Here is a 22,535-nt window from a genome sequence, read left to right on the forward strand (position 1 = left end):
AGAGCAATTGAAAAGGGAGGGTTCGCGATGCTTAGATATGTCGCTATGTTGCGCGGAATTAATGTAAGTGGCCAGAAAATTATTAAAATGGATCGACTTAGGCAGCTTTTTGAATCGATGGCGTTCACGAATGTGAGTACATATATCCAGAGCGGGAATGTGATCTTTGATAGTGAAGAGGTGGACCCAGCGGTCCTTCGTGATCGGATAGTACATGAGTTGAAGGTTCAGTTGACATTTGACATCCCTGTCATTATTCGGACCCCGGCCGAGTTGCAAGAGGTCGTTCTAGACACACCTTATCCGACAGTGAATGTGGATGAAAATGAGCAACGATATGTCACATTCCTGTCTCAGGCTCCGACAGATGCTGCACTTACTAAGTTACATGCTGCTCAAAGTGAAGTGGACGAGTATCGCGTAAAGGGATTAACTGTATATCTGCTCATTCGTAAGAACTACGGCGATTCCAAATTCAGCAACAATTTTATTGAGAAGAAGCTTGGTGTGGCTGCTACCACACGGAATTGGGAAACGGTGAACAAGTTGATACAATTGGCCGAAAGTAGTTCGAAGCAATAGGAAAAGGGTGTAACCATAACCATTTTAGTCACACCCCAGGTAGTTCGATTTATTTCTCTAAATCAATTTCTCCGCAGAGAGGGATCAGGGTTGATCCGAAATCGCCACCGATAGCAAGCCCGACTCGGAGTGGGTTATCGATACCAATGACCTCTAACTGATGGAACTTGATCTCAAATTTGACAGTATCACCGTAAACTTTAAATTTAATCTTCATTACCGCATTTGAGAACTCGTACTTATTTCCGTTTTGGATAAAGGATCCGGGTGGAATGAGGGCTAATGTCTGCCTATTGACCTGTACGACCACATGTTCATTCACTGGGTCTATTCCATTGCTGTTACTATTAAGTTTAATTTTTCCTTCAATCTCGAATTTGATCTTGGGACTATCGAATTTCAGCTCCCCGTCCTCCACCTTCATTTTATCAAAGATAGCGAGAATATAATTAGTTCCATCGAATTCCCAATACAACTGAGTGTAATCCAGTTGACCTTGTGGACCGTTGAAAATCGTTACGGGTGGGTTCGTCGTACCGTTATATTGAAAGATACTGGATGGGCCACCCGTTCCACTTGCAACACCAACTAAGCCATCATTGGAATCTAGGCGATCATAAGTGAAACCGATTACACCGGTGTTAAATAGTACGATTTGCATCGTATTTGTGTTATCTGCTGCGAATTCAGGGACACTATACCATGTTACAACGAATCGGTCGGGTTCCTGTCTCGCGAAAATTGCGCCTCCACCGGCAAATGGATTAAGTGGTGGGAATGGATCCGGGTCAAGATCGTCCCAGAGCGGTGCGATTCTTGGCCGGCCATTAATAAATGCTGGAACTGATTCAGTGAATGAGGTATCCCCAGCGCCAAAGGTCAAGTTACCGTTGGAGTTAACAAAGACACTCGTATAAACAATACCGTAAAAGGTGAAGGTAAAGCCTAAACCAAACGGTACGGAAATGGTACTATCATCAGTAAGATTCAGTCTCTGTCCTATGGGCGGACTTACAATCAAACTCATTATCATAACCCCCTTATGCTATTGGCATATTATTTCTTCACGATTCCTATAAAAGGTGCACGCCTTGGAGTAGTTGTTGGAGACGCGCCTGAGCCTCTAAATCAAGATTGCCTTCATGAAGTAATTCCTGCATAGCCGTAACCAATTCTTCGAAATAAGGTTCATAGGAAACAATTTTTTGAATCATCTCTTTCATTTTCAACACCTCCTAACTCTATTATTAGTAAATGTTTAAAATGGTAGAATGGTGAGGACAAATCTTAAAATGTGCTTTCTTCTTAAGGATCGATTCTGGTCAATTGCTTGGGATTTTTTGCATATTAGGTGCGGGGATAGGGGAGCCTTAGGAGATCAACCATTGGACATGTATGTTCACTAAGAGGCAGGCGATCTATGAGTACACGATTGCAAAAGTTTGTCCTAACTAAGATCGCGGGCAAGAGCACGCTCGCGGTCTCCGCGCGAGCCATGCTGCTCGCGTGCCTCCTGCTGGCTAGCTCAGCAGCGCCAGCACAAGCCCCGGTCTCCGCGTCGGAGGCGGGGCACGGGATCGCCATCCCCGTGCTGAACTACCACAGCATCGGGGTGGCCCCTGGGAACACGTACGTGCTCCACCCCGAAATGTTCGCGCGCCAAATGGACTATTTGGCCGCGCATCACTACACCCCGTTGACGCTGGCCGAATTCGCCAGCGTCCTCGAACACAAGCGTCCGTCACCGGCTCACCCCGTGCTGCTCACGTTCGATGACGGCTATGCCAATAACGCGGAGGTGGCGTTGCCCATCCTCCAGCGGCACGGATTTCCTGCGACACTATACTTGTCGACGAGTCTCGTTAACACGCCAGGTTACTTAACCTGGCCGCAAGTCAAAGAGCTGAGCGCAGCAGGCTGGGATATTGCGTCGCACACGATGACGCACCCGCATCTGCCCAAGCTCAGCAAGAAGGAGCAGCGCGTGGAGATTCTCGCAGCGCGTGCCCGCATCGAGCAAGAGCTGGGGAAACCAGCGGATACGTTCGCTTATCCGTATGGCGAGTACAATCGCGTGACATTAAAGCTTTTACGAAAGGCCCACTTTCAGTATGCCTTTACCACGCATCCAGGCTGGGCGTCGTCTGATCAACCGCCACTGGAACTGCATCGCATCGTGGTAGACAGCCAAAAACCATTCGAAGATTGGGTTCGGAAATTGTCCGAACCGGCGCCTTTCTAGGTGAGATTCATTTTATCCCTTGAGTATGTGTCTATTTACCAAGCATTTCGAGTGGATTTATGCACATTCCTAGTTTAGTAGTGGATTTACCCAGAATTTTAAGTATAATCGTATATAGAGATGAGAAGCACACTCACTAAAAAATGTCATTTAAGGAGTCGTACAATGTCAAAAACACTTATTTTCGGACATAAAAATCCGGACACTGATTCAATCACTTCAGCAATTGCCTACGCTGCGCTAAAAACAAAATTAGGTCAAGAAGTAGAAGCAGTTCGTCTAGGTTCAGTGAACGGCGAAACGCAATTCGCGCTTGATACTTTTAAAGTAGCAGCTCCACGTGAAGTTCAAACTGTTGCTAACGAAGCGGCAAATGTCATCTTGGTTGACCACGTTGAGCGCCAACAAAGCGCTAGCGACATCGATCAAGTGCGCGTTGTGGAAGTTATTGACCACCACCGTATTGCGAACTTCGAAACGAGCCACCCGCTTTACTACCGCGCGGAGCCGGTTGGTTGCACAGCAACAATTCTAAATAAATTGTACAAAGAAAACGGCGTTGCCATCGACAAAGACATTGCAGGTTTGATGCTTTCTGCTATCATTTCTGATTCCTTGTTATTCAAATCCCCAACTTGTACAGATCAAGATGTTGCTGCTGCTCGTGAACTAGCTGCTATCGCTGGTGTTGATGCTGAAACTTACGGTCTAAACATGCTTAAAGCAGGAGCAGATCTTAGTGACAAATCCGTTGCACAATTGATTTCTTTGGACGCGAAAGAATTCCAAATGGGCAGCTACAAAGCTGAAATCGCGCAAGTGAATGCGGTTGACGTGAACGATGTTCTTTCCCAACAAGCTGAAATCGAAACAGCACTTCAAGCGATTATCGCTGAGAAAAACCTTGACTTGTTCTTGTTCGTTGTAACGGACATTTTGAACAATGATTCCGTAGGTCTTGCTCTTGGACGTAAAGCGGATGCTGTTGAGAAAGCTTATAACGTATCGCTAGTAGACAACAAAGCCCTACTTAAAGGCGTTGTATCCCGTAAATCACAAATCGTGCCTGTACTTACAGACATTTTCAACAACCTGTAAGAAACCTCGTAACGAAGCATAGACGAACACCGTTCATTCGATGAACGGTGTTTTTTGGTGTTACCCGCAAATTTTGGTATGATAAGAGGATACTTTGAGAAAGAGGTGACGTTCATCATGACAGATAACATACAAGAAGTTCATTCAGATAAAGCGACGTTTGCGGGAGGATGTTTCTGGTGTATGGTGACACCGTTCGAGTCACTGCCAGGCATTATTTCCGTTGTTTCCGGTTATATTGGCGGTCATACGAGCAATCCGACGTATAAAGAGGTTTGTTCAGAGACGACGGGGCATGCGGAAGCTGTGCAAATTACATTTGACCCAGAATTGTACCCTTACGATAAATTACTTGAGACCTTCTGGCGTCAAATTGATCCTACCGATGCGGGCGGACAATTTCATGATCGTGGATCGTCGTATCGCACGTCGATTTTTGCCCATAGTGATGAGCAGTTAGCGAAGGCGGAGGCGTCCAAGCAAGCGCTTCAAGATAGCGGTCGTTTCGATCGCCCCATCGTGACAGAAATCGTGCGCATAGATGCAGAAGCCTTTTACCCAGGGGAAGAGTACCATCAGGATTATCATCATAAAAATCCACTGCACTACAAAGCTTACCGCAAAGGTTCAGGTCGTGATGCCTATATTGCGAAGTATTGGAACACGTCGAAGGATAAAGAAGAACGCAAGAAAGCTCTGACACCCTTGCAATACGAGGTTACGCAAAATAATGCGACAGAACGTCCCTTCGAGAATGAATTCCATGATTCACATGAAAAAGGTCTTTATGTAGATATTGTTTCAGGTGAACCTTTGTTTACCTCCTATGATAAATTTGACTCCGGCTGCGGTTGGCCGAGCTTCACAAAGCCTTTATTCGAGGGTCATGTGAAAGAAGTAACGGACACGAGTCATTACATGATACGTACAGAAGTACGAAGCACGGAGGCGGATTCACACTTAGGCCACGTTTTTAATGATGGTCCTGGACCGAACGGTCTTCGCTATTGTATCAACTCAGCTGCTTTGCGGTTTATCCCGTTGGCGGATATGGAGAAGGAAGGCTACGGCGCGTATCTTCGATTCTTTAATCAGAAGTAGTACCATGTAGGTAAGTCCCGAGCTTTGGCGCATACATTGGAAGTATGGATCGTTGGAGCGGGAGGGATATGCCGTGGTCGTATCACCGGATCTACGAGATTTAAGCTTTGTTAATCTGCAAGGTGTGAAGTTTTTTGAGTTGGTAGCTGAGCCGGTTGCGCAAGAAATTCTACCAGGCGTGTTCTTAAAAGGGTGGGGGTACAATGGCAGCATCCCTGGGCCCACGATACGTGTGTTTCCTGGGGACTGGGTGACGATTCGCGTACATAATCAGCTGCCAGAAGCAACCAGCGTACATTGGCATGGTTTGGATGTGCCGAATCGCATGGATGGCGTGCCGGCCGTCGAGCCCTCACCGTATATAGAGCATGGTCAATATTATGATTATCATTTTCAAATTGTAAATCCACCAGGTACGCATATGTATCACACCCATGTTGACACGGCGTTTCAAGAGTTAATGGGCTTAGGTGGAGGCTTTATCATTGAGGATCCATTTGAATGCAGCGTTCAACGTGACTATTTCATTTTGCTGCAGGAGTTTCACTTAAAAGGCATGGAAAAAGGCGTGGTGAAGGCGGGGCATTATGAGCTTGAGACCATGTCGGATGCCTTTAACTTTTTTACGATGAATGGGCGCTGCTTTCCGCATACAAGTCCGTTGCCTGTTCGATATGGGGAGGATATGCGTATTCGTTTTGGGAATATCGGGATGAATGCGCATCCCATTCACTTTCACGGGCATCAGTTCTGGGTGGCAGCTGTGGATGGAAATACGATACCTCACTACAATCGGGAGCTGCGAAATACCGTGCTTGTGCCAAGCGGTGTGACGGTCGATATCGAATTTTCAGCGCAAAATCCAGGCGTTTGGCCGCTTCATTGTCATATGCCGCATCATACGTCAAACAACAAGACGAAGCCTACTGGTGGAATGTTCACGGTTGTTCAGTATGTGTAGGTAATATGAGTTCCATAAACACATATGAAGTTCTGATGCTAAGATTCGCGAAGCTCAGCTTGAAAAAGTCATGTACATGCTCATCCTTGGCGAAAAAGAACATATCTCCGGCGGTGTCTCCGTCAGAAAAAGGGGAGAAGGCGATCTTGGTATAAGATCGATACCGGAGATTGTGGAGCAAATCACGTCAGAAATTCGAGCGAAGCAATAAAGGGATCATTTGTCATACCACGGGTTTAAATGAATCAGAACTTCATCAACATCACTATGTTGATCCATGATGGATTTCTTGATGGCACGCGAGATGTCATGACCTTGTTGTATCGTAAGATCGCCTGGAACTGAAATGCGCGCATCGACCAAAATATAATGTCCGTGCTCTCGCGCACGTACACGATCAATACGTTTGACCTGAGGAACCGCTTCGATCAACGCAGTAAATTGCGAAAGCATGTGTTGATCGACGGTTTTTTCCATGAGTATGTCGAAGGATTCCCTTGCCATTTCTACACCAAGCTTCAAAACTAAGAAGGAGACGATAACCCCGGCCGCTGCATCGCCGTAGGCCAGCCAATGAATGCTATAAGCTCTGCCGACAAAAGCCAAGCTAATACCTACTACGGCTGCAAGTGAGGCGTACACATCGGCCAAATGATCGTGAGCAGTTGCAATCAAGCTTTTACTGTTGGTACTGCGCCCGATTCGTATGGTGTATACATAAAGGAGATATTTCCATACAACGGAAATGGCAGAAGCGATCAAGGGGATTAGACTTGGCGCACTCGGTTCATGAAATAAAGCTGCTACAGCGTGATACCCGATATAAAGAGCTGCAAGCACAAGGATAAACGCAACAAAACCTGAGCCCAGCACTTCGGCTTTCCCGTGGCCGTACGGATGGTCTTCATCTGCAGGAAGCTTGGAAATTCGCATGGCGCTTAGTGCTGCGATGGTCGCGATTATGTCGCCAGCATTATGAACACCGTCTGCTAGCAAAACTTCGCTGTGAAAAATCAGACCGATAATAATTTTGATCAAAGTTAGGAAAATGTTGCTGATGAGGGAAAGCCAAATGGCCCAAACCGATGACTTGTTGTTAGTATGCATGAATGATGACCTCCTGCAGAAGTGTTTCCCGAAGGAAAAAAAATCCCTCGACGGGTAGTCGAGGGATTGGGCTGATTTTTTTGTGGGAATCTAGTAAACTATCATAATAGGGCATATTCAACACTTCGCTTTACAGAAATATCTTTGTATAATACCACACATAATGAGAAATCACAAACCACCAAATGTCTTGGAAAGGAAGTCGAGCAGCATGCGTGTACATGAATTTAAGATAGCCAAAGATTTAGAGCGAAGTGATTTATCTGGTATTTCCGCAAAGTCATCTCATTTTATTTCGGACATTACACTCGACTTTCAGTTTGATGATAAGCACCATAAGGTTGATGTGAAAAGTGTATTAGGCATGTTGTTAGTTCCCATCAAGGCAGGCACAACGCTGCGTTTGCTAACGAGAGGGAAGGATGAGGAAGAGGCTATGCATTTTATTTTTGAGTTATTTCAAATCTTTTGTTAACTGCTTGTTCGTATGCGCTTCCACAACACAAAATGGGACCATTTTCACACAAGATTGGATAGAGCGATAAAGCGGTAAAAGGGATAGAATAGCAGATATAATCGGTGTGGAGACACGCTAGTAACGGCTGTTGGAGGTCATTTATCGATGAGTAGCTATCGCATTGTTGTTGTTGGTTGTGGTGGAATGGCAAATGTTTGGGTTGAAAATATCAAGCAAAGAGAAGCGTGTGAAATTGTCGCGCTTGTTGACATTAAAGTGGAGTTTGCGCAAGCGATGGCTGATCGCCATGGTTTGAGCTGTAACGTTTACACGGATGTTGAAGAAGCCATCCGTGAAAGTGGCGCCAATCTAGTGTTGGATATCACGATTCCTGCGAGTCACTTTCAAGTCGGAAGCACCGCGCTTCGAAATGGATGCGATGTGCTTGGGGAGAAACCAATGGCTGCCACGATGGCAGAGGCTCGGGAGCTCGTTCAGATTGCTGAGGGGGCTGGGAAATCCCTGGCGGTGATGCAAAATCGTCGTTATGACGCAAATATCCGTGCATTTCGCGAGCTGATTCAATCGGGTACGATTGGCCGCGTGGGGTATGTGGGAGCGGACTTCTTCCTGGGGCCGCATTTTGGCGGCTTTCGCGATGCGATGGAAAGCCCGCTCATTCTGGATATGGCGATCCATACGTTCGATCAGGCTCGGTTTATTACTGAAGCAGACCCCGTATCAGTGTACTGCCAGGAATGGAACCCGCCCGGCTCCTGGTATGCCGGGAATGCTTCTGCGATCTGCATCTATGAGATGTCAGACGGCTCTGTGTTCTGCTACCGCGGCTCTTGGTGCGCGGAAGGTGCACCGACCTCTTGGGAGGCGGCTTGGCGCGTGACGGGCGAGCAGGGCACCGCTCTCTGGGACGGAGCGGGTACGCCGTACGCAGAGATTGTCGCTGCCGGCGACCAAAACGGCAAGTTCCTTCGAGAGTTCACTCGCGTGGACGCGAACGTGAACTGGTCTGGGCACAGCGGCCATGCTGGCTGCTTGGACGAGATGTTCGCGGCGCTGGCCGGAGGCCGCCGCGCGGAGACCGATTGCCGCGACAATATCAAGAGCATGGCGATGGTATTAGGCGCACTGGACAGCGCGAAGCTGGGCCAGAAGGTCGATCTGCGTTCTTATTGGAGCCAAGCGGAGTAAGTTGCGAGGCAATAGAAAAGCCTACAATCCACGTGAGTGGATTGTAGGCTTTTCTGTGTGTAGCAGGGCTGCAAAGCCTACAGCTAATTTCTCCTCATTCAGCGGAAAACACAACTTAGATGGATTTCCTTTCCTACAGTTAATTTCGCGATAATCGAGTTAAATTAACTACAGAAAATCCAGTTATTACCCCTAATGGATATCCTTCTTCTTAAACCTTCCACCCTTCACATCGTGGATGTTCCCGATAGCGAGAAAGGCTTTTGGATCCAGATCGTCGACGATGGATTTAAGTTTTGCTTCTTCTAGTCGTGTAATGACACTGAAGATGACCTTTTTATCATCACCGGTAAAGGCGCCTTCGCCATTCAGGTACGTGACACCACGACCCAGTCGAGACGTAATGGAATCCCCGATTTTCTCATATTCATCACTAATAATCCAAACGGATTTGGATTGATCTAGACCCTCAATCGTAATATCAATCATTTTAAAAGCAATGTAATAGGCAATCAGGGAATACATCGCACGATCCCAACCGAATACAAATCCTGCGCTGGCAAGGATGAAAAAGTTGAAGAACATGACAATTTCGCCAACCGAAAAGGGTGTTTTTTTACTAAATAAAATAGCTACAATTTCCGTGCCATCTAGTGATCCGCCTGAACGAATGACGAGCCCGACGCCTATCCCAAGGATAATCCCGCCGAATACAGCTGCTAATAAAGGATCGATGGTGATCGCTTGAACCGGATGGAGTAATGAAGTACCAATTGACATTAGGATGACAGAGAACGTTGTTGAGATGGCAAAAGTTTTGCCGATTTGTTTATATCCAAGTAAGACGAAAGGCAGATTGAGCACAACGAGAAATATCCCGATGGGAAAGCCCGATAAATGAGATACGATAATTGAAATCCCAACAATGCCTCCATCGATAATATGATTTGGAATTAAGAAAATTTCCAAGCCGATGGAAACGAGGATCGTACCAATAATCATAAAAAAGATTCTGCGTGCAAATTTCAATCGTGTTAATTTCCGATGTTGTTCTTGTGCCTGCGCTTGTGCCTGTGCCTGTGCGTGTTCTGAACCCGTTGATGAATTAGCCATGAAGTTTCCTCTTTTCCTCAATCATTCAATTTCGTTACTAATGAGAGTAAGAAGGAATGAGGCCCGCATAACGTGATGTGAATTTGAGGAAAGCAAGTAGGATAACTTTCAGCTTTTTCCAGATAAGGCTTGCCAGATATACGATGAAAACGACAAATACAGTCATTTCATAATTTTTGTGAAACTGATCATGAGCGCGAATCTTATTTTCATAAATATGTATGATTTCCTTCGAAGGCGGTTGCTGTTGAATGGTTAAGATCTGAGTCGTATTGGCTGTGATGAGAACATCGGTATCCGCTGTAGCATGGTTGGAGATAGGTGGTGTTAAAGGAAAGACGAATAATCCGAGAATCAGCCAAACCATGATGGTCCAACAGCATCTACGTGTAAAAGGGTTCAGAGACATCCCCTCCAAACAATGTGATTCCAAATTTGCTTGAATTGTAGCACTTCACTTCCTATGAGTCAAACTCCTTTATAAGCGAAGCCTTATATCTTGATTTCCACCTTTAAAACTGGACCATTTAGGCCTATTCTGCATACATTAGTAGGATGAACCCAATCAGGAGAGGTGAAAATGTGCGTAAAAAAGTACACATTGAAGCGGCTGCCGATCCCCAAGGTCATTCATAATCGGTCGATGACGCTCTCCCCTTTTTCACAAAAGAAACTAAATGATCTAGCGAAGATAAGCCAAGTTTTCAATGGTCAAAATAGACATGATAAACTTCGTATTCATGTATGAGACACCGATGTTTTATGCCAAATATTTATTGAGCAAGTGAATCCAATAAGACGCGGGCGAAAGTAGCAAACCTGTGTCGAAAAGGTGGAGTTGGGATGTGAGTGAGCGAGTTCTCGTCATTAAAATGAATTTATTACCGTGGTATAACGAGCTTGACGATCATTTGGAGGTCTTTCATTATACCTTTCCCGAAGTTGTGCGCGAGCGTATTATGACATTCGGTGACTTTCGAATCATTTCTATTAACCGTTATCAAACTCGTTTAAGACGAATTTCTGAAAAAGCTTAATGCCATTTGTGCGTAGAAATTAGGTAAATGTGGCATAATTAATATAGAAGCTTAACCCGTAGAGGCAGGGGAATACCTGCTTCTTTTTGTGTACAGAAAATGAATTTGGCTAATGTGTTGCTTCATACCCCTATAAACAAGTAAAATAGAAGTGAAGCATTATTCGTTCGATGTAGGCTTTTACCCACAAGCAAATACAGGGTGTACAGGAAAAGGGGACATTTAAAGGTGAACGTTCATTTAAATTTTACAAACAAGGGCAAAGTGGTAATCGAGAATTTCAATAATGAGGAGCTCATTGAAATTTTTAGTCGTTATATTAACACGCTAACGAAAAAGTACGCAGTTGATATTACGGTGCCTGCTGAAGCAAATCAGAATATCGTCCAAGATGGTTCATTTAAAGTTGTTCTTTCTAATGTACAGTGTGATGTTGAGACTTTTTTCAAAGAGCTCGGAAGAGATATTAAAGTGCCCCTGAAGAAAAGAGCGGACGGCAAATTGGAGAACGTATTTAAAATTCAAGTGATCGATTAAGTTACGGGGGCATGTATGCTTAGTTTAGACGAAAAGTTAGCAATTGCGGCATCCTTTCCTGAGTTGCAGCGTAAGGATGTCTCACTGGGACGGATCAATTTTCATTATGTAGAAAGTGATTATGAGAAGACGACAGTTCTCTATCATCTTCACCCGAATGGAAATGGATTTGTGTATGCCGAATACATCCCAGGTTGTACGGTTGATGCGAAAGGTTTAATCAATATTCGGGATTATAGTGAAGACGAGCTCCGCGAGATCATCGCGAAGTCGATTCAGTCTTTAACTCGCAGCGGTAGTCCTAAGGTTTCGAAGACGGTGGAAGAAGTTCAAGTTCCCCAAGAAGAAATTTGGGTGGATGAGGATGGCAATTCGTTGAGTGTTACTTTCGTGGAAGATTTGTGGTATATCTACGCGGGAGAGAATCTCGATTGTGCCTTTGAGACGTATGAAGAGGTTCAGGAGTATTTGGAAGAAGAAGGCTTCGATAAGAAGTAATCCATGCGCGTACAGCCCTCCTTGGAGGGCTTTTTTATGTAAATATAGCATTCATATGTTTCACACCATAATTTGGCTATATTTCTCGATAAACGCTCCCGTCCAAGATGGACGTCGCAGCCGTTTATTTTGTATACTAGATGGAAAATCGTTCAAGTACTACGAATGTCAAAGGGGAACATAACGTCATGAAATTTAGACCTTGTATTGATTTACATAACGGGAAAGTGAAACAAATTGTGGGTGAAACCTTAGGCGGCGAGGGCCAACCCGTTGTTGAAAATTTTGTGTCTTCGTATGACTCTACTTATTATGCGGAGATGTTTAAAAGAGATCGTTTAACCGGCGGGCATGTGATTATGCTAGGTGATGGGAATAAGGAGGAAGCGATCAATGCGCTTCAAGCTTATCCAGGCGGTCTGCAAATCGGCGGCGGCATACAGGCGGAGAATGCAAGCTTTTATCTGGAGCAAGGGGCATCTCACGTGATCGTGACGTCTTATATTTTCCGGGATGGACAGCTGAATATGGAGAATCTTGCGCGTATCGTAGCGGCAATCGGTAAAGAGAAATTAGTCATTGACCTAAGTTGCAAAGAAAAGGACGGCAAATGGTATGTCGCTACCAATCAATGGAAACAGTTAAGTGATGTGGAGTTAAATCAAGAGACGATTCAGTTCTTCGAGCAGTATTGCGACGAATTTCTGATTCATGCAGTGGATGTGGAAGGGAAGCAAAGCGGTATTCAGCAAAGCTTGGTAAGCTCATTGGCGCAGTGGGTAACGATTCCAACGACGTATGCTGGCGGTGCTAGATCGTTCGAGGATTTGGCGATGTTTAGACAGCTTTCCCAAGGGAAATTAGATATTACGATTGGGAGTGCCCTCGATATTTTCGGCGGGAAGCTCTCGTACGATGAGGTTGTTCAGCAGTTAAGTAACGCGAAGTCGCATTAGTTTTTTTGTTCGTAAAAAGGATGTGTGCAATGGCATTTTGGCACAAGTTGTATTACTGGGGGATAGGTGTTATCCTCCTGTTAATTGTGATAGGAGAACTAGTATGGCTGCCTGATCCGTTAAGATGGGGGACACGCTTTTATTGGATAGATCTCATCGATCTGCTGATTTATGCGATTGCTCTTGTTCCATTTCTCTGGATGATAGCTGCTCTCCTGCATCTCGCACAGACGCAAACGCGGAGGGTGAAGGTATTTCGTGGCCTTATTAGTTTCGTTTGTTTACTAAGTGTCGTTATCGTGGTTACCATTCCCAAAAAACTGGAATTCTCTGCTTCCGCGATGATTCTTAGTCTTCTTCTGATCTCAGTGGATATGGTCCTTCACGAAAGGAAGAAACGAAAGGTACCACGCCAAAGTATGATTGTATTTGGTGTGACACTAGGTCTCTTATTGTTGATGCTTTGGCCAACCAAATATTTAGTGACTTATCCGGGCATAACGCTTAACATGAACCGGTATGCGCAAGCGCAAGGCGGATCATCCCATGGTGATATATCGGGTGTTCTTATTTTCGAACGGCCGGCCTTCCCGATGGATTGGTTGTATGCGAAGCTTTTTAAAGACTACACGTTTGAGAAGATTGAAACGCTAGGTATGTCACTAGGCGAATATAATCAGGAAGTGCGAACGATGAAGGAAGATGCGAACGCCGCGGGTAGTGCGATTGCCTTCCAAAAAGTAGGTTTAGGCAAAGGCATCACTTCAGCAGGCGTAAGGATTACGGCTGTTTTGCAAAATACACAAGCCTCAGAGGTGCTGCAACCAAGTGATGTCATTACCGCATTGAACGGACAGCCGATTACGATGATCCAGGTGCTTAGCGAACGGATGAAGGTGATCAAACCAGGAGAATCCATCAGACTGTCGGTGGTTCGTAATAATGCGAAGGTCGAGTTGACGGTTTCTACACGTGCAAGTACAGACGAACCAGCCCGCGCATCCATCGGAATCATGATCGCCAATGAGCTGAGATACGATATCCCAGAACTCGTGACCTATCATAATTATTTGTTACACGAGGGTGGACCGTCACATGGGGCCATGCTCGCATTAACGTTAATTGACCAGCTGACACCTTGCGGGGTTACTTATGGTCATCATGTGGCAGGGACAGGGACGATCGAACCCGATGGCTCTATTGGACCTGTTGGTGGACTTGTTCAGAAAGCCTATACTGTGAGCCGAACGAATGCAGATGTGTTCTTTGTGCCCGTGGAGAATGAAGCGGACGCGAGAAAAGGGGCAGGCGATCTGAGAATCGTGCCCGTTCGCACGCTAGATGATATTTTGAGTTGGCTGAAGGCTAATCCTAAGGCTGGCGCATCCGCTTGCTCATCTTAAGCCGTCCGAGTTAGTCTCGGGCAGCTTCATACAGCTTCCGAGCAACGAGCTTGGGCTCGTATTGCGCGGTTGTCATATGATCACCATGCAGTTGGAGGAAACGAAATAGGCCTAAACGGCTAGACATGTGCGGATGCCAGCCATAGTTGGGGTCACCTAATGGAATAACATTATCCTCCATGAGATGTACGTAGCTTTTGGGAATCGGAAGGCTGTAAAATTTCTTGAGATCTAACTTTTCGAATAAAGGACCTGCAGGTTCGGGGAAAGCTTTTTTGTAGATGTGTTGGGCTTGGCTGAGACTTGCCAGATTGGTGAAGGCTTCTCTAAAAAAGTCAAAAGGCAGCGTAATCGTATTGTTTTTCGAGCTTGCGCCTAGCTGTTTGAATTGTTCAACGACTTGTGGTGGCAACTCATCTGCGAGCATTTCGCCATCTTTGAGAACAAAAGCATTGAGAAAAACGAGTCGCTTCAAGCGATCGGGAACTAGCTCCGCTACTTTTTGGATCACTGAACCTCCAAAGCTGTGCCCAACAAGGACGACGTTATGCAGTTTATGCGAAATGATAAAATCCGCGATAGATTTGCTTATCATCGCATGGGTCACATTTTTATTCGGGTCAGCGCCGTGTCCTGGAAATTCAGGGACGTAGACGGTATGACCTTTTTTGCTTAGCTCAGCTGCAACGCCAGCCCAGAAGCTGGCATCCGCCCAAGAGCCGTGGACAAGAACGAACGTTAGCGGCTGTTCTTTTTCGCGATAAGATTGATCGTTCTCTTGGATCCAAGGGGTTGGCATATAGGGCCAGTGGCTAGGGTCGAACGGTGGTTGATACGGTATTGGCCATGATGGGCCGGGATTGGGTTGATTCTCGTACAGGTATGTCATTGTGGTCTTCCTCTCGCGTAGTGATGTATTACTATATGCCCAGATGACATATGTGCGCTTAGAATTTGAAATGGAAGGGAAGAAGTTCACGAATGACTCATATGGAGCAGAAGATGTACCGATTTAGTGAAGCACCCATTTGGGAGCTGCAGCGTGCTTACTATGAGGAACAGGGGATTACGGCTTGGCAAAGTGGAGATGTTCCACAATACATAACTAGCAATCGGGTAATGGCTATTTCCTATGCCGAGATGCTTTTCGGCTTTCTGCAAGATCGAGCGAGAATGGGGCAGCTGACGGAGCGAGTGATGATCCTTGAGCTTGGAGCGGGTTCGGGTCAATTTGCTTTTTATATGCTGCAGGAGTTGATGAAGCTTACCCAAACAGCAGGAATCCCACTGCCACCCTTTCGATATGTGATGAGTGATTTGGCAGAGAAAAATATGGCGTTCTGGGGACAACATGCCTGCTTAGCTCCTTATGTGGAACTAGGGGTGCTTGATTTTGCCAAATTTGACGCAATGCAAGACACGGAAATTCATTTGCGGCATGCAGGTGAACGCATCGGACCAGGTGATCTAGCACAGCCACTTGTTATTTTGGCGAATTACTTCTTCGATAGCATACCTCAGGAATTAATTTATGTAGAAGATCAACAAGTTTATGATTGTCGGATTTCGTTACAATTTCCAGAGGGGGCATCTGCGCTTAGTGCTTCCGAACAGTTGAAAGAGGTCGTAGGGAGTTATCATTATCAGCGGGAGCAAGTCTATGACGACGAATCGTATCCGTACCGAGAGCTATTAAATGTGTATAGACAACATGTTTCGGATTCACATATTCTTTTCCCTGAAGTCGGATTACTGTGTTTATCACGATTAAAATCGCTGTCTCAAAACGGATTTCTGCTGCTCACAGCCGATAAAGGGGATCACCGTTTAGAAAGCTGGGAGTATAACGAGCCTCCGAAACTCATTCATCACGGCAGTATTTCTTTAACAGCAAATTATCACGCGATAAGTTACGTTTGTGAAGCTCAAGGAGCCAAGACACTGTTCACGAAGCATCCTTATACCTATTTAAACATCGGGTGTATTCTCAATTTAACCGAACCTGTTCAATATGGGTTAACGCGACTAGCTTATGAGAGATTTGTGGAACGATTCGGACCGGATGATTTTTTTAGCCTAAAAGAATCTTTCGATTCGCAGATTGAGCATAAAACGATGCCTCAGCTTCTGGCCTTGTGGCGCTTGAGCGGCTATGATACACAATTTCTGCTTCCTTGTACCAAACGTTTAATTGATTTAATTTCAGATTGTGGTGAACATGAATGGATGGCCCTTCAGCAAGGAATTGAACGAATGTGGGCACATTATTATCCAATGGATAGCAATACGGATGTAGCGCTAGCTTGCGCGATCCTGTTATATCAAATGGACATGTATCAGGAAGCCATCCCTTACTTCGAACTTACACAGCCTAAGCTTGAAAACGATGCGACTGTACTCTACGAGATGGCGGTATGTTACTACGAGCTGCGGCAGGATGAGGCTGCGAAGCGATTTGCGGATCGAACGATTTCGATATCTCCCGAACATGAAGAAGCTAGGGCATTGAGTGAACTGATTGCCTCTTTCCGCTAAAAGATTTCAGGTGACTGCAACAATCTCGTTTCTCTCAACGTTAGGAAGGTATCCATAACAAATGGTGCTTTATACCAACCAGTTAAAGAGAGGAGTTCAATCATGAAAAAAATAGCAGCTCTCAGCTTAACCATCCTGATGTGCAGTAGTTTAACCCTAGGTTCCGCGTACGCCTTCTCCGATTTAGAAGAGGGACAGGCAACTGCGATACTTGCATTAAAAGACCGAGGTATTGTCAGTGGCTTTGATAATGAGCATTTTGTGCCTAGAGGTAAAATCAGTTATGCGCAAAGTGTGCAAATGATCGTCAAAGGGCTCGATCTTAATATGGATAATTTGCGTTTCATTAAGCAGCCCTTAGCATCCGATAGCTACTCGAACATCCCCAATGATGCCTGGTATGCCGATGCGTTCATCATTGCCCACTACAGCAATTTGGAAATACCTAAGGATGTGAATCCGAATGCCACGATCACACGTGAACAATTCGGTAATCTACTCGTAAAAGCACTTGAAAGCAAGGGTCAATTTCCACTTGTGAAAATGTTTATCCCCATCAAGGACGAGGATCAGCTAACTTTGGATTATCAAGGCACGATTCAAAGATTGCTGCTTTACAAAATTACAACTCTTGATGGGGACGGCAAATTTAACCCCAAAGGTGAGCTGACACGAGGAGAAGCCGCGAACTGGTTGTACAACGCTATTCGTGTGCTAGAGGCGCATGTGCAGAAACCACAAGTAGAAGAAGTCGCAGTAACCGTTGAAAAAGTGAATGATGATGTGAACAAAGTGACGCTCTCCAGAGGGGTCAAACCGAATGCTGGGTATGGTATTGACATTGATAGCATCCAGTTTCAATCCGATGGTCAAGCGATTGTGAAGTATTCATTGCGGGAGCCGCAACCTGATATGATGTATGCGCAAGTCATGACAGAAGCAAAGGCTGTAACGTATGTATCTTCGAGTTATAAGGTGAAGGCAGAAGCGGCTGGGTTGAAATAGTAGAGAGAATGCCGCCTATCCGATGAGGATGGCGGCATTTTTTTGTGCGCTTACCCCCCTCTATTCGAACTGTGCAAGCTCGTACTCTCTCACATAGAATATAGCATCCTCTTTCAGACGGGTGGTGAGAGATATGAAAACAATCAACTATTACACGTTAGCATTAGGCTTGTTAGGTGCAGCAAAATTAATCTTGGACGCATTTGGTATGGATCTAATTTCAGATGACACAGCGAATGCCATTGCCAATGGCGTAGCTGCTGTATTGTCCGTTATTGGTGTCTATACGAACCATCAAAAAGAGGAATAATTCTGTACTCAGGTATTCCATTGACACCGATATATGCCTATTTGAATACCGTATTGGACAGAAGAAATTTCCATAACGGAGGCGTCAATCTTGGGATACTATGTGCAAGTCGAGAATGATGTGAAATTGTTTATAGAAGATGTAAATCCAAAAGGGACGAAGACCATCCTATTTATTCATGGGTGGCCTTTGTCCCATACACAATTTGAGTATCAATTTAACGTGCTCCCCGCACTAGGATATCGCTGTATAGGTATAGACTGGCGGGGGTTCGGACAATCGGATAAACCGTTCGAGGGATACACGTATGACCGGCTGGCGGATGATCTGCGAGCTGTGATTCAAACGTTGAACCTGGAGGAGATTACACTAGCAGGTCACTCGACAGGTGGTGCGATTGCAATCCGTTATATGGCGAGACATCATGGCCATGGCGTAGCGAAGCTTGTGCTCATTGATGCGGCTGCTCCCACTGGGTTTACCAAGGAAACCGCGGCAAAGCTGTTGGATCAAAATGCTAACGATCGTGCGAACATGATGCAAGGTGTAACGGATATCTTTTTCTTTCAGTATATAACAAGCCGATTCTCGGATTGGTTCTTTCAAATGGGTATAGAAGCAGCTAGCTGGTCGACTGCGGCTGTGATTCGATTGCTGCGAGATGAGAACGTAGCTGCTGATTTAGGACGAATTGAGAAGCCGACCCTGATTGTGCACGGGATTCATGACAAAGTGATCCCTTATCAGCAAGCGGTTGACGTGAATAAACGAATTCCTAACTCTCAGCTTGTACCGTTTCATTACAGCGGGCACGGTGCATTCTGGGAGGAAAGAGACCGCTTTAATTATGTCCTTACGCAGTTTGTTGGTTGATGGATTCTTGTGAGATACGGCGAAATCGAATGTTGAGCCTCCCGATATGGGAGGCTTTTTGTACATTGTCCGGTATGGAGGAGCTCTTCATATTTAGTCTATTAAAAGACATGTCTCTTAATAGAAGGTTCATTATGATGGAAGAGAAGATGGAGAAGATGTTTGCTTTACAACACATCACATATTTAATTTTTATCCATTCATACTAGTTTGGAGGTTGTCCTACTGATGAAACATTCACCGATTCGAATAGGAATTATTGGTGCCGATTCGTCCCATGCGCTTACGTTTACACAATTGTTACATGATAAGGATCATCCATTTCATATCACAGGAGGCAAGGTTACCGTTGCTTATCCTGGCGGCTGGTGTATGGGTAAATGGTGTTATGGGTACGATTCGTGGCAATCGGAAGGGTAACACGCAATTTGGCGCGTTGCTGCATCGTGAAGGTAACACGCAGTTCATCGATGTATATAAACATCCGAAACCGTATTACGCTAGTCTTTTAGAAAAAATTATGACGATGTTTGTGACGGGAATACCTGATATTGATGAGGAAGAGACCTTGCAAATCATTCGATTTATGGAAGCGGCATGATTTATTTGGAATTAGAATCGGGGATTCCAGCGACGATAGCTCAGTCGGGCTATCCGGGGGCTACTCGAAATGAAACAGAGATCATTGTTACGGATGGGATGCTGAAGCTCGTAACGGGTGATAGTTTATGGATCAGTCGTGGTGGTGCTTATGAAAAGGTGGATGTGCCAACAATGGATACGCCATTCCAGTTGCAGTATAAGGATCTGCTTGCAGCAATTGAGACGCATAGTGAAACGAGTTGCCCGCCCGTTTATGCGCGAAGTGTGATTGCGGTGCTTGAGGCCGTGTATCGATCAGCAGAAACAGGCGTGGAACAATTTTTGTAAGGTGAAATGACAAAAGATAGCTGGATAATCCCCAGCTATCTTTGTCATTTTGGCGTATTGTGGAAAATAACTGGAAAAGATCTAGTTATTTTTTGGGATTCCTGGTGAAACGGCTTTTATGGGCGAAATTAAGGGATGCGCTAGAGTTAGGACAATCGCTGCAGATGTTACAAGTCGGATTAGTTGCTAGATGAGCTGCTACGAGCAAGCTCTTTACGAACGATTGGCGCTACTTTCGTGCCCAACAGCTCAATCGCGTGAAGCATTTCACGATGCGGCATCGTCCCGACGTTGAGATGAAGGAAGAAGCGGGTAATGCCTAAATTTTTGCGCAGAAGCAGGATTTTCTCTGCGACGTACTCCGGATCGCCTACGTAGAGTGCTCCGCGAAGACTGCGCGCAGCATCGAATGTGGTGCGATTGTAGGCTTGACCCCAACCTCGTTCGCGGCCGATGACGTTCATTTGCGCTGCAGTTGGCTCGTAAAATAACTCGGCTGCCTTCTCCGATGTATCACTCACAAAGCCATGAGAATGTGTTGCAATTTGCAATTTATCTGGATTGTGACCAGCTTGTTTGGCAGCTTCTTTATACAAGGCCACCAGAGGCGCAAAGCTTTCCGGCATGCCGCCAATGATGGCGAAAGCGATGGGAAGCCCCAGAATTCCTGCGCGAATGGCGGATTCCGAATTACCGCCGCTCGCGATCCAGACAGGAAGCGGGGTCTGAACGGAACGTGGATACACGCCAAGATTCGGGATGTCAGGACGATGAGTTCCTTGCCACGTGACCTGCTCAGATTCACGGATTTTCAGCAGTAAAGCCAATTTCTCCTCGAATAACTCATTGTAATCATCGAGACTGTATCCGAATAAAGGGAAGGATTCAATGAAGGAGCCGCGACCTGCCATGATTTCGGCACGGCCATTCGAGATACCGTCCAGCGTAGAGAAGGCTTGATATACTCGAACGGGATCATCGGATGAAAGCACCGTGACGGCACTAGTGAGTCGAATGTTCTTGGTCATCGCAGCAGCGGCCGCTAAGACAATCGCAGGTGCTGTACCCGCATAATCCGCGCGATGATGCTCACCAATCCCATATACATCCAGGCCGACTTGATCGGCTAGAACTATCTCCTCAACGGCATTGCGTATCCGCTCCGCATGACTCATTATTTTACCCGTCATTGGATCGGGTGTTGTTTCCAAAAAAGTACTAATGCCTATTTCCATTGTTGCCGCTTGCTCAGACATGTACGTTCGCCTCCAAGTTCAGTAATGGATATATTGTCTCATGTGTGGAAGGAGGGGACAAGTTTTATTGGCACTGAGGATTAGTGAGCGGTAAAAATAGTCTTTTTAGTCGCTTAACACGGCCAAATCAAGCTCGCTAAGCCGCTGTGGCTCGGCGATTAGCTGCATTTCGACGATTTTGCCATTCGTAATCGAGAAGGTGAGGACGAATAACAGCTGTCCACGCGGTGCAACAAGTACACCGACGTTTCCGTTGATGAGCACAGGTCTTGCGCCTTGTGCTCGGCCTGCGAACTGAACGGCCACGGCTTCGGAGCCGCGCACCTCTGTCTTTGAAGCCACCGGCGCGAATGCCGGGTCGTTCCAGAGAACGACATTCGGGTCGAGCACCGAAAGCAGAGAGGCGAAGTCGCCTGCGCGTGAAGCTGCGAGGAAGGCATCGACGAGCTCTCTTTGGCGGTTGAGATCAGCATCAGGAGCGATCTCAGCGCCCTGCAGCCTGCGGCGAGCGCGGCTCGCGAGCTGCCTAGTCGCGGCTTCCGTGCGTCCCACGATGGGAGCGATCTCTGCCAAAGTTGTCTATTCCCAACCATTAGATTTCGTACCGGGAAATCCTGAAGCACCGCTAAATTCGAAGAACAAAGATCTCATTTCATTTGCTGTATTGAAAATCGGTGATTCTGAGCTTCATTTTACAGACAATGTGACAGGCAGTACTTACGAAAAAGGAACGCAAATCACGATCGTCATTCAAACAGATGACAAAAACAAAGCTGCTCAAATCTTTGATGCCTTGAAAGAGGACGGTCATGTGAATGATCCGCTGCAGGAGAGTTTTTTCAGCCCAGCCTATGGTAATATTACGGATAAGTTTGGCATCACGTATCGAATCCTAACAAGAGGTCGCCAATAGAAAACCGAATAACAGGAATGCGAAGGACGCCTAGTTTGGCGTTCTTCTTTCATGTGCGCAAACATAAGCAGGGATATTTTGGAACGTATGGAAATATAAAAGTAGGAACATGAAAGGAGACATACAATGATCGAATGCCCATGGTGCCATGAACACGTGAAGTTGATTAACGATGTTTGTCCTGCGTGCAAGCAGGAGGTATTCACGAACCATTTGAATCATAAGTGGGATGAAGATATTGTCGAGGAGCCAACCGTGCATGAGGAAATCCATGATATTCAGCACAATCATTACTTATTTGTCTCGTGCGTGAATTGTGGCTTCGTTGAAATTTATGATCTGAATGTGTTACATAGTAAGCATACAGGTTCCTTCGGGACTATTTTGGATATTTTTTTTGGAGGATGAGACG

Annotated in this window: 30 protein-coding genes and 1 pseudogene; 23 read left to right on the top strand and 8 right to left on the bottom strand. The window is 45.8% G+C overall.

Translation table 11 applies throughout. The annotated features are described in order from the left end of the window. The first annotated feature begins 27 nt into the window (after positions 1 to 27). Positions 28 to 582, top strand: a complete 555-nt coding sequence (locus AC58P7_RS06000) for a DUF1697 domain-containing protein (protein ID WP_497340791.1) — start codon at positions 28 to 30, stop codon at positions 580 to 582. Between the two features lie 49 nt (positions 583 to 631). Here the strand turns inward: AC58P7_RS06000 and AC58P7_RS06005 are convergent, their stop codons facing one another. Continuing rightward, positions 632 to 1,609: an NIDO-like domain-containing protein gene (locus tag AC58P7_RS06005; RefSeq protein WP_497340793.1), complete on the bottom strand. Its 978-nt coding sequence runs from the start codon at positions 1,607 to 1,609 to the stop codon at positions 632 to 634. A 46-nt stretch (positions 1,610 to 1,655) separates the two neighbouring features. After that, the gene (locus AC58P7_RS06010) at positions 1,656 to 1,805 is read right to left on the bottom strand and encodes a hypothetical protein (protein WP_497340795.1); all 150 of its coding nucleotides are present in this window, start codon (positions 1,803 to 1,805) and stop codon (positions 1,656 to 1,658) included. Positions 1,806 to 2,245: 440 nt separating this feature from the next. Here AC58P7_RS06010 and AC58P7_RS06015 point away from each other — a divergent pair, with 440 nt between their 5' ends. From AC58P7_RS06015 to AC58P7_RS06035, 5 genes and pseudogenes are all read left to right on the top strand, one after another. Further along, positions 2,246 to 2,824 (top strand): polysaccharide deacetylase family protein, encoded by a 579-nt coding sequence (locus AC58P7_RS06015; protein ID WP_497340925.1) that lies wholly within the window; start codon positions 2,246 to 2,248, stop codon positions 2,822 to 2,824. A 165-nt stretch (positions 2,825 to 2,989) separates the two neighbouring features. Beyond that, a complete protein-coding gene (locus tag AC58P7_RS06020) occupies positions 2,990 to 3,922 on the top strand; it encodes a manganese-dependent inorganic pyrophosphatase (protein WP_497340797.1) in 933 nt (310 codons plus the stop codon). A 117-nt stretch (positions 3,923 to 4,039) separates the two neighbouring features. Further along, on the top strand, positions 4,040 to 5,023 hold the full coding sequence (gene msrB, locus AC58P7_RS06025) for a peptide-methionine (R)-S-oxide reductase MsrB (RefSeq protein WP_497340799.1): 984 nt from the start codon (positions 4,040 to 4,042) through the stop codon (positions 5,021 to 5,023). 73 nt (positions 5,024 to 5,096) lie between these two features. Then, a complete protein-coding gene (locus AC58P7_RS06030) occupies positions 5,097 to 5,984 on the top strand; it encodes a multicopper oxidase family protein (protein WP_497340801.1) in 888 nt (295 codons plus the stop codon). 40 nt (positions 5,985 to 6,024) lie between these two features. Further along, positions 6,025 to 6,195: pseudogene (locus tag AC58P7_RS06035) on the top strand (His/Gly/Thr/Pro-type tRNA ligase C-terminal domain-containing protein); the annotation flags it as partial. A gap of 5 nt (positions 6,196 to 6,200) precedes the next feature. Here AC58P7_RS06035 and AC58P7_RS06040 read toward each other — a convergent pair. Further along, positions 6,201 to 7,091, bottom strand: a complete 891-nt coding sequence (locus tag AC58P7_RS06040) for a cation diffusion facilitator family transporter (protein ID WP_497340803.1) — start codon at positions 7,089 to 7,091, stop codon at positions 6,201 to 6,203. 211 nt (positions 7,092 to 7,302) lie between these two features. On the opposite strand from AC58P7_RS06040, the gene AC58P7_RS06045 reads away from it, so the two are divergent. Beyond that, on the top strand, positions 7,303 to 7,566 hold the full coding sequence (locus AC58P7_RS06045; protein ID WP_497340805.1) for an HPr family phosphocarrier protein: 264 nt from the start codon (positions 7,303 to 7,305) through the stop codon (positions 7,564 to 7,566). 147 nt (positions 7,567 to 7,713) lie between these two features. After that, entirely contained in the window at positions 7,714 to 8,757 is a 1,044-nt protein-coding gene (locus AC58P7_RS06050; protein WP_497340807.1) for a Gfo/Idh/MocA family protein, read from the top strand. 192 nt (positions 8,758 to 8,949) lie between these two features. On the opposite strand, the gene AC58P7_RS06055 is transcribed toward AC58P7_RS06050, so the two are convergent. Together AC58P7_RS06055 and AC58P7_RS06060 are read right to left on the bottom strand one after the other, a co-directional pair. Next, on the bottom strand, positions 8,950 to 9,870 hold the full coding sequence (locus AC58P7_RS06055) for a YitT family protein (protein ID WP_497340808.1): 921 nt from the start codon (positions 9,868 to 9,870) through the stop codon (positions 8,950 to 8,952). A gap of 37 nt (positions 9,871 to 9,907) precedes the next feature. Further along, positions 9,908 to 10,237 (bottom strand): hypothetical protein, encoded by a 330-nt coding sequence (locus tag AC58P7_RS06060; protein ID WP_497340810.1) that lies wholly within the window; start codon positions 10,235 to 10,237, stop codon positions 9,908 to 9,910. Between the two features lie 213 nt (positions 10,238 to 10,450). On the opposite strand from AC58P7_RS06060, the gene AC58P7_RS06065 reads away from it, so the two are divergent. The 6 genes from AC58P7_RS06065 to AC58P7_RS06090 all read left to right on the top strand — a co-directional run bounded on the left by AC58P7_RS06065 (position 10,451) and on the right by AC58P7_RS06090 (position 14,301). Next, positions 10,451 to 10,618 carry a hypothetical protein gene (locus AC58P7_RS06065; protein ID WP_497340812.1) on the top strand — a complete coding sequence of 56 codons (168 nt, stop codon included), beginning with the start codon at positions 10,451 to 10,453 and terminating at the stop codon, positions 10,616 to 10,618. A gap of 97 nt (positions 10,619 to 10,715) precedes the next feature. Then, complete coding sequence (locus tag AC58P7_RS06070; RefSeq protein ID WP_497340814.1) at positions 10,716 to 10,907, top strand: hypothetical protein; 192 nt, start codon at positions 10,716 to 10,718, stop codon at positions 10,905 to 10,907. Between the two features lie 228 nt (positions 10,908 to 11,135). Continuing rightward, complete coding sequence (locus tag AC58P7_RS06075; protein WP_056621264.1) at positions 11,136 to 11,444, top strand: hypothetical protein; 309 nt, start codon at positions 11,136 to 11,138, stop codon at positions 11,442 to 11,444. 15 nt (positions 11,445 to 11,459) lie between these two features. Next, on the top strand, positions 11,460 to 11,942 hold the full coding sequence (locus tag AC58P7_RS06080; protein ID WP_497340816.1) for a hypothetical protein: 483 nt from the start codon (positions 11,460 to 11,462) through the stop codon (positions 11,940 to 11,942). 188 nt (positions 11,943 to 12,130) lie between these two features. Beyond that, positions 12,131 to 12,898 carry a phosphoribosylformimino-5-aminoimidazole carboxamide ribotide isomerase gene (gene hisA, locus AC58P7_RS06085; RefSeq protein ID WP_497340818.1) on the top strand — a complete coding sequence of 256 codons (768 nt, stop codon included), beginning with the start codon at positions 12,131 to 12,133 and terminating at the stop codon, positions 12,896 to 12,898. A gap of 29 nt (positions 12,899 to 12,927) precedes the next feature. Continuing rightward, positions 12,928 to 14,301, top strand: coding sequence for a S16 family serine protease (locus AC58P7_RS06090; protein ID WP_497340820.1), 1,374 nt, complete (start codon positions 12,928 to 12,930; stop codon positions 14,299 to 14,301). 10 nt (positions 14,302 to 14,311) lie between these two features. Here the strand turns inward: AC58P7_RS06090 and AC58P7_RS06095 are convergent, their stop codons facing one another. Next, positions 14,312 to 15,190: an alpha/beta fold hydrolase gene (locus tag AC58P7_RS06095; RefSeq protein ID WP_497340822.1), complete on the bottom strand. Its 879-nt coding sequence runs from the start codon at positions 15,188 to 15,190 to the stop codon at positions 14,312 to 14,314. A gap of 113 nt (positions 15,191 to 15,303) precedes the next feature. Here AC58P7_RS06095 and AC58P7_RS06100 point away from each other — a divergent pair, with 113 nt between their 5' ends. The 7 genes from AC58P7_RS06100 to AC58P7_RS06130 all read left to right on the top strand — a co-directional run bounded on the left by AC58P7_RS06100 (position 15,304) and on the right by AC58P7_RS06130 (position 19,954). Next, complete coding sequence (locus AC58P7_RS06100; RefSeq protein WP_497340824.1) at positions 15,304 to 16,836, top strand: tetratricopeptide repeat protein; 1,533 nt, start codon at positions 15,304 to 15,306, stop codon at positions 16,834 to 16,836. 102 nt (positions 16,837 to 16,938) lie between these two features. Continuing rightward, complete coding sequence (locus AC58P7_RS06105) at positions 16,939 to 17,841, top strand: S-layer homology domain-containing protein (protein WP_497340826.1); 903 nt, start codon at positions 16,939 to 16,941, stop codon at positions 17,839 to 17,841. A gap of 133 nt (positions 17,842 to 17,974) precedes the next feature. Continuing rightward, positions 17,975 to 18,151 (top strand): hypothetical protein, encoded by a 177-nt coding sequence (locus tag AC58P7_RS06110; protein ID WP_497340828.1) that lies wholly within the window; start codon positions 17,975 to 17,977, stop codon positions 18,149 to 18,151. Positions 18,152 to 18,241: 90 nt separating this feature from the next. Further along, positions 18,242 to 19,024, top strand: a complete 783-nt coding sequence (locus tag AC58P7_RS06115) for an alpha/beta fold hydrolase (protein WP_497340830.1) — start codon at positions 18,242 to 18,244, stop codon at positions 19,022 to 19,024. Positions 19,025 to 19,252: 228 nt separating this feature from the next. After that, entirely contained in the window at positions 19,253 to 19,444 is a 192-nt protein-coding gene (locus tag AC58P7_RS06120) for a hypothetical protein (RefSeq protein WP_497340832.1), read from the top strand. Then, positions 19,413 to 19,625, top strand: coding sequence for a hypothetical protein (locus AC58P7_RS06125; protein WP_497340834.1), 213 nt, complete (start codon positions 19,413 to 19,415; stop codon positions 19,623 to 19,625). The genes AC58P7_RS06120 and AC58P7_RS06125 overlap by 32 nt, the downstream gene beginning before the upstream one ends. After that, positions 19,622 to 19,954 carry a hypothetical protein gene (locus tag AC58P7_RS06130; RefSeq protein ID WP_497340836.1) on the top strand — a complete coding sequence of 111 codons (333 nt, stop codon included), beginning with the start codon at positions 19,622 to 19,624 and terminating at the stop codon, positions 19,952 to 19,954. The genes AC58P7_RS06125 and AC58P7_RS06130 overlap by 4 nt, the downstream gene beginning before the upstream one ends. Before the next feature lie 179 nt (positions 19,955 to 20,133). Here the strand turns inward: AC58P7_RS06130 and AC58P7_RS06135 are convergent, their stop codons facing one another. Both AC58P7_RS06135 and AC58P7_RS06140 read right to left on the bottom strand, forming a co-directional pair. Next, complete coding sequence (locus AC58P7_RS06135) at positions 20,134 to 21,210, bottom strand: LLM class flavin-dependent oxidoreductase (RefSeq protein ID WP_497340838.1); 1,077 nt, start codon at positions 21,208 to 21,210, stop codon at positions 20,134 to 20,136. Between the two features lie 105 nt (positions 21,211 to 21,315). Beyond that, positions 21,316 to 21,552: a hypothetical protein gene (locus AC58P7_RS06140; protein WP_497340840.1), complete on the bottom strand. Its 237-nt coding sequence runs from the start codon at positions 21,550 to 21,552 to the stop codon at positions 21,316 to 21,318. Between the two features lie 118 nt (positions 21,553 to 21,670). Between AC58P7_RS06140 and AC58P7_RS06145 the strand changes: the two genes are divergently transcribed. Further along, a complete protein-coding gene (locus AC58P7_RS06145; RefSeq protein WP_497340842.1) occupies positions 21,671 to 22,123 on the top strand; it encodes a VOC family protein in 453 nt (150 codons plus the stop codon). Positions 22,124 to 22,249: 126 nt separating this feature from the next. Continuing rightward, positions 22,250 to 22,531, top strand: coding sequence for a zinc ribbon domain-containing protein (locus tag AC58P7_RS06150; protein ID WP_497340844.1), 282 nt, complete (start codon positions 22,250 to 22,252; stop codon positions 22,529 to 22,531). The last annotated feature ends 4 nt before the right edge of the window (positions 22,532 to 22,535 follow it).

Source organism: Paenibacillus sp. J22FR5, assembly GCF_059691975.1.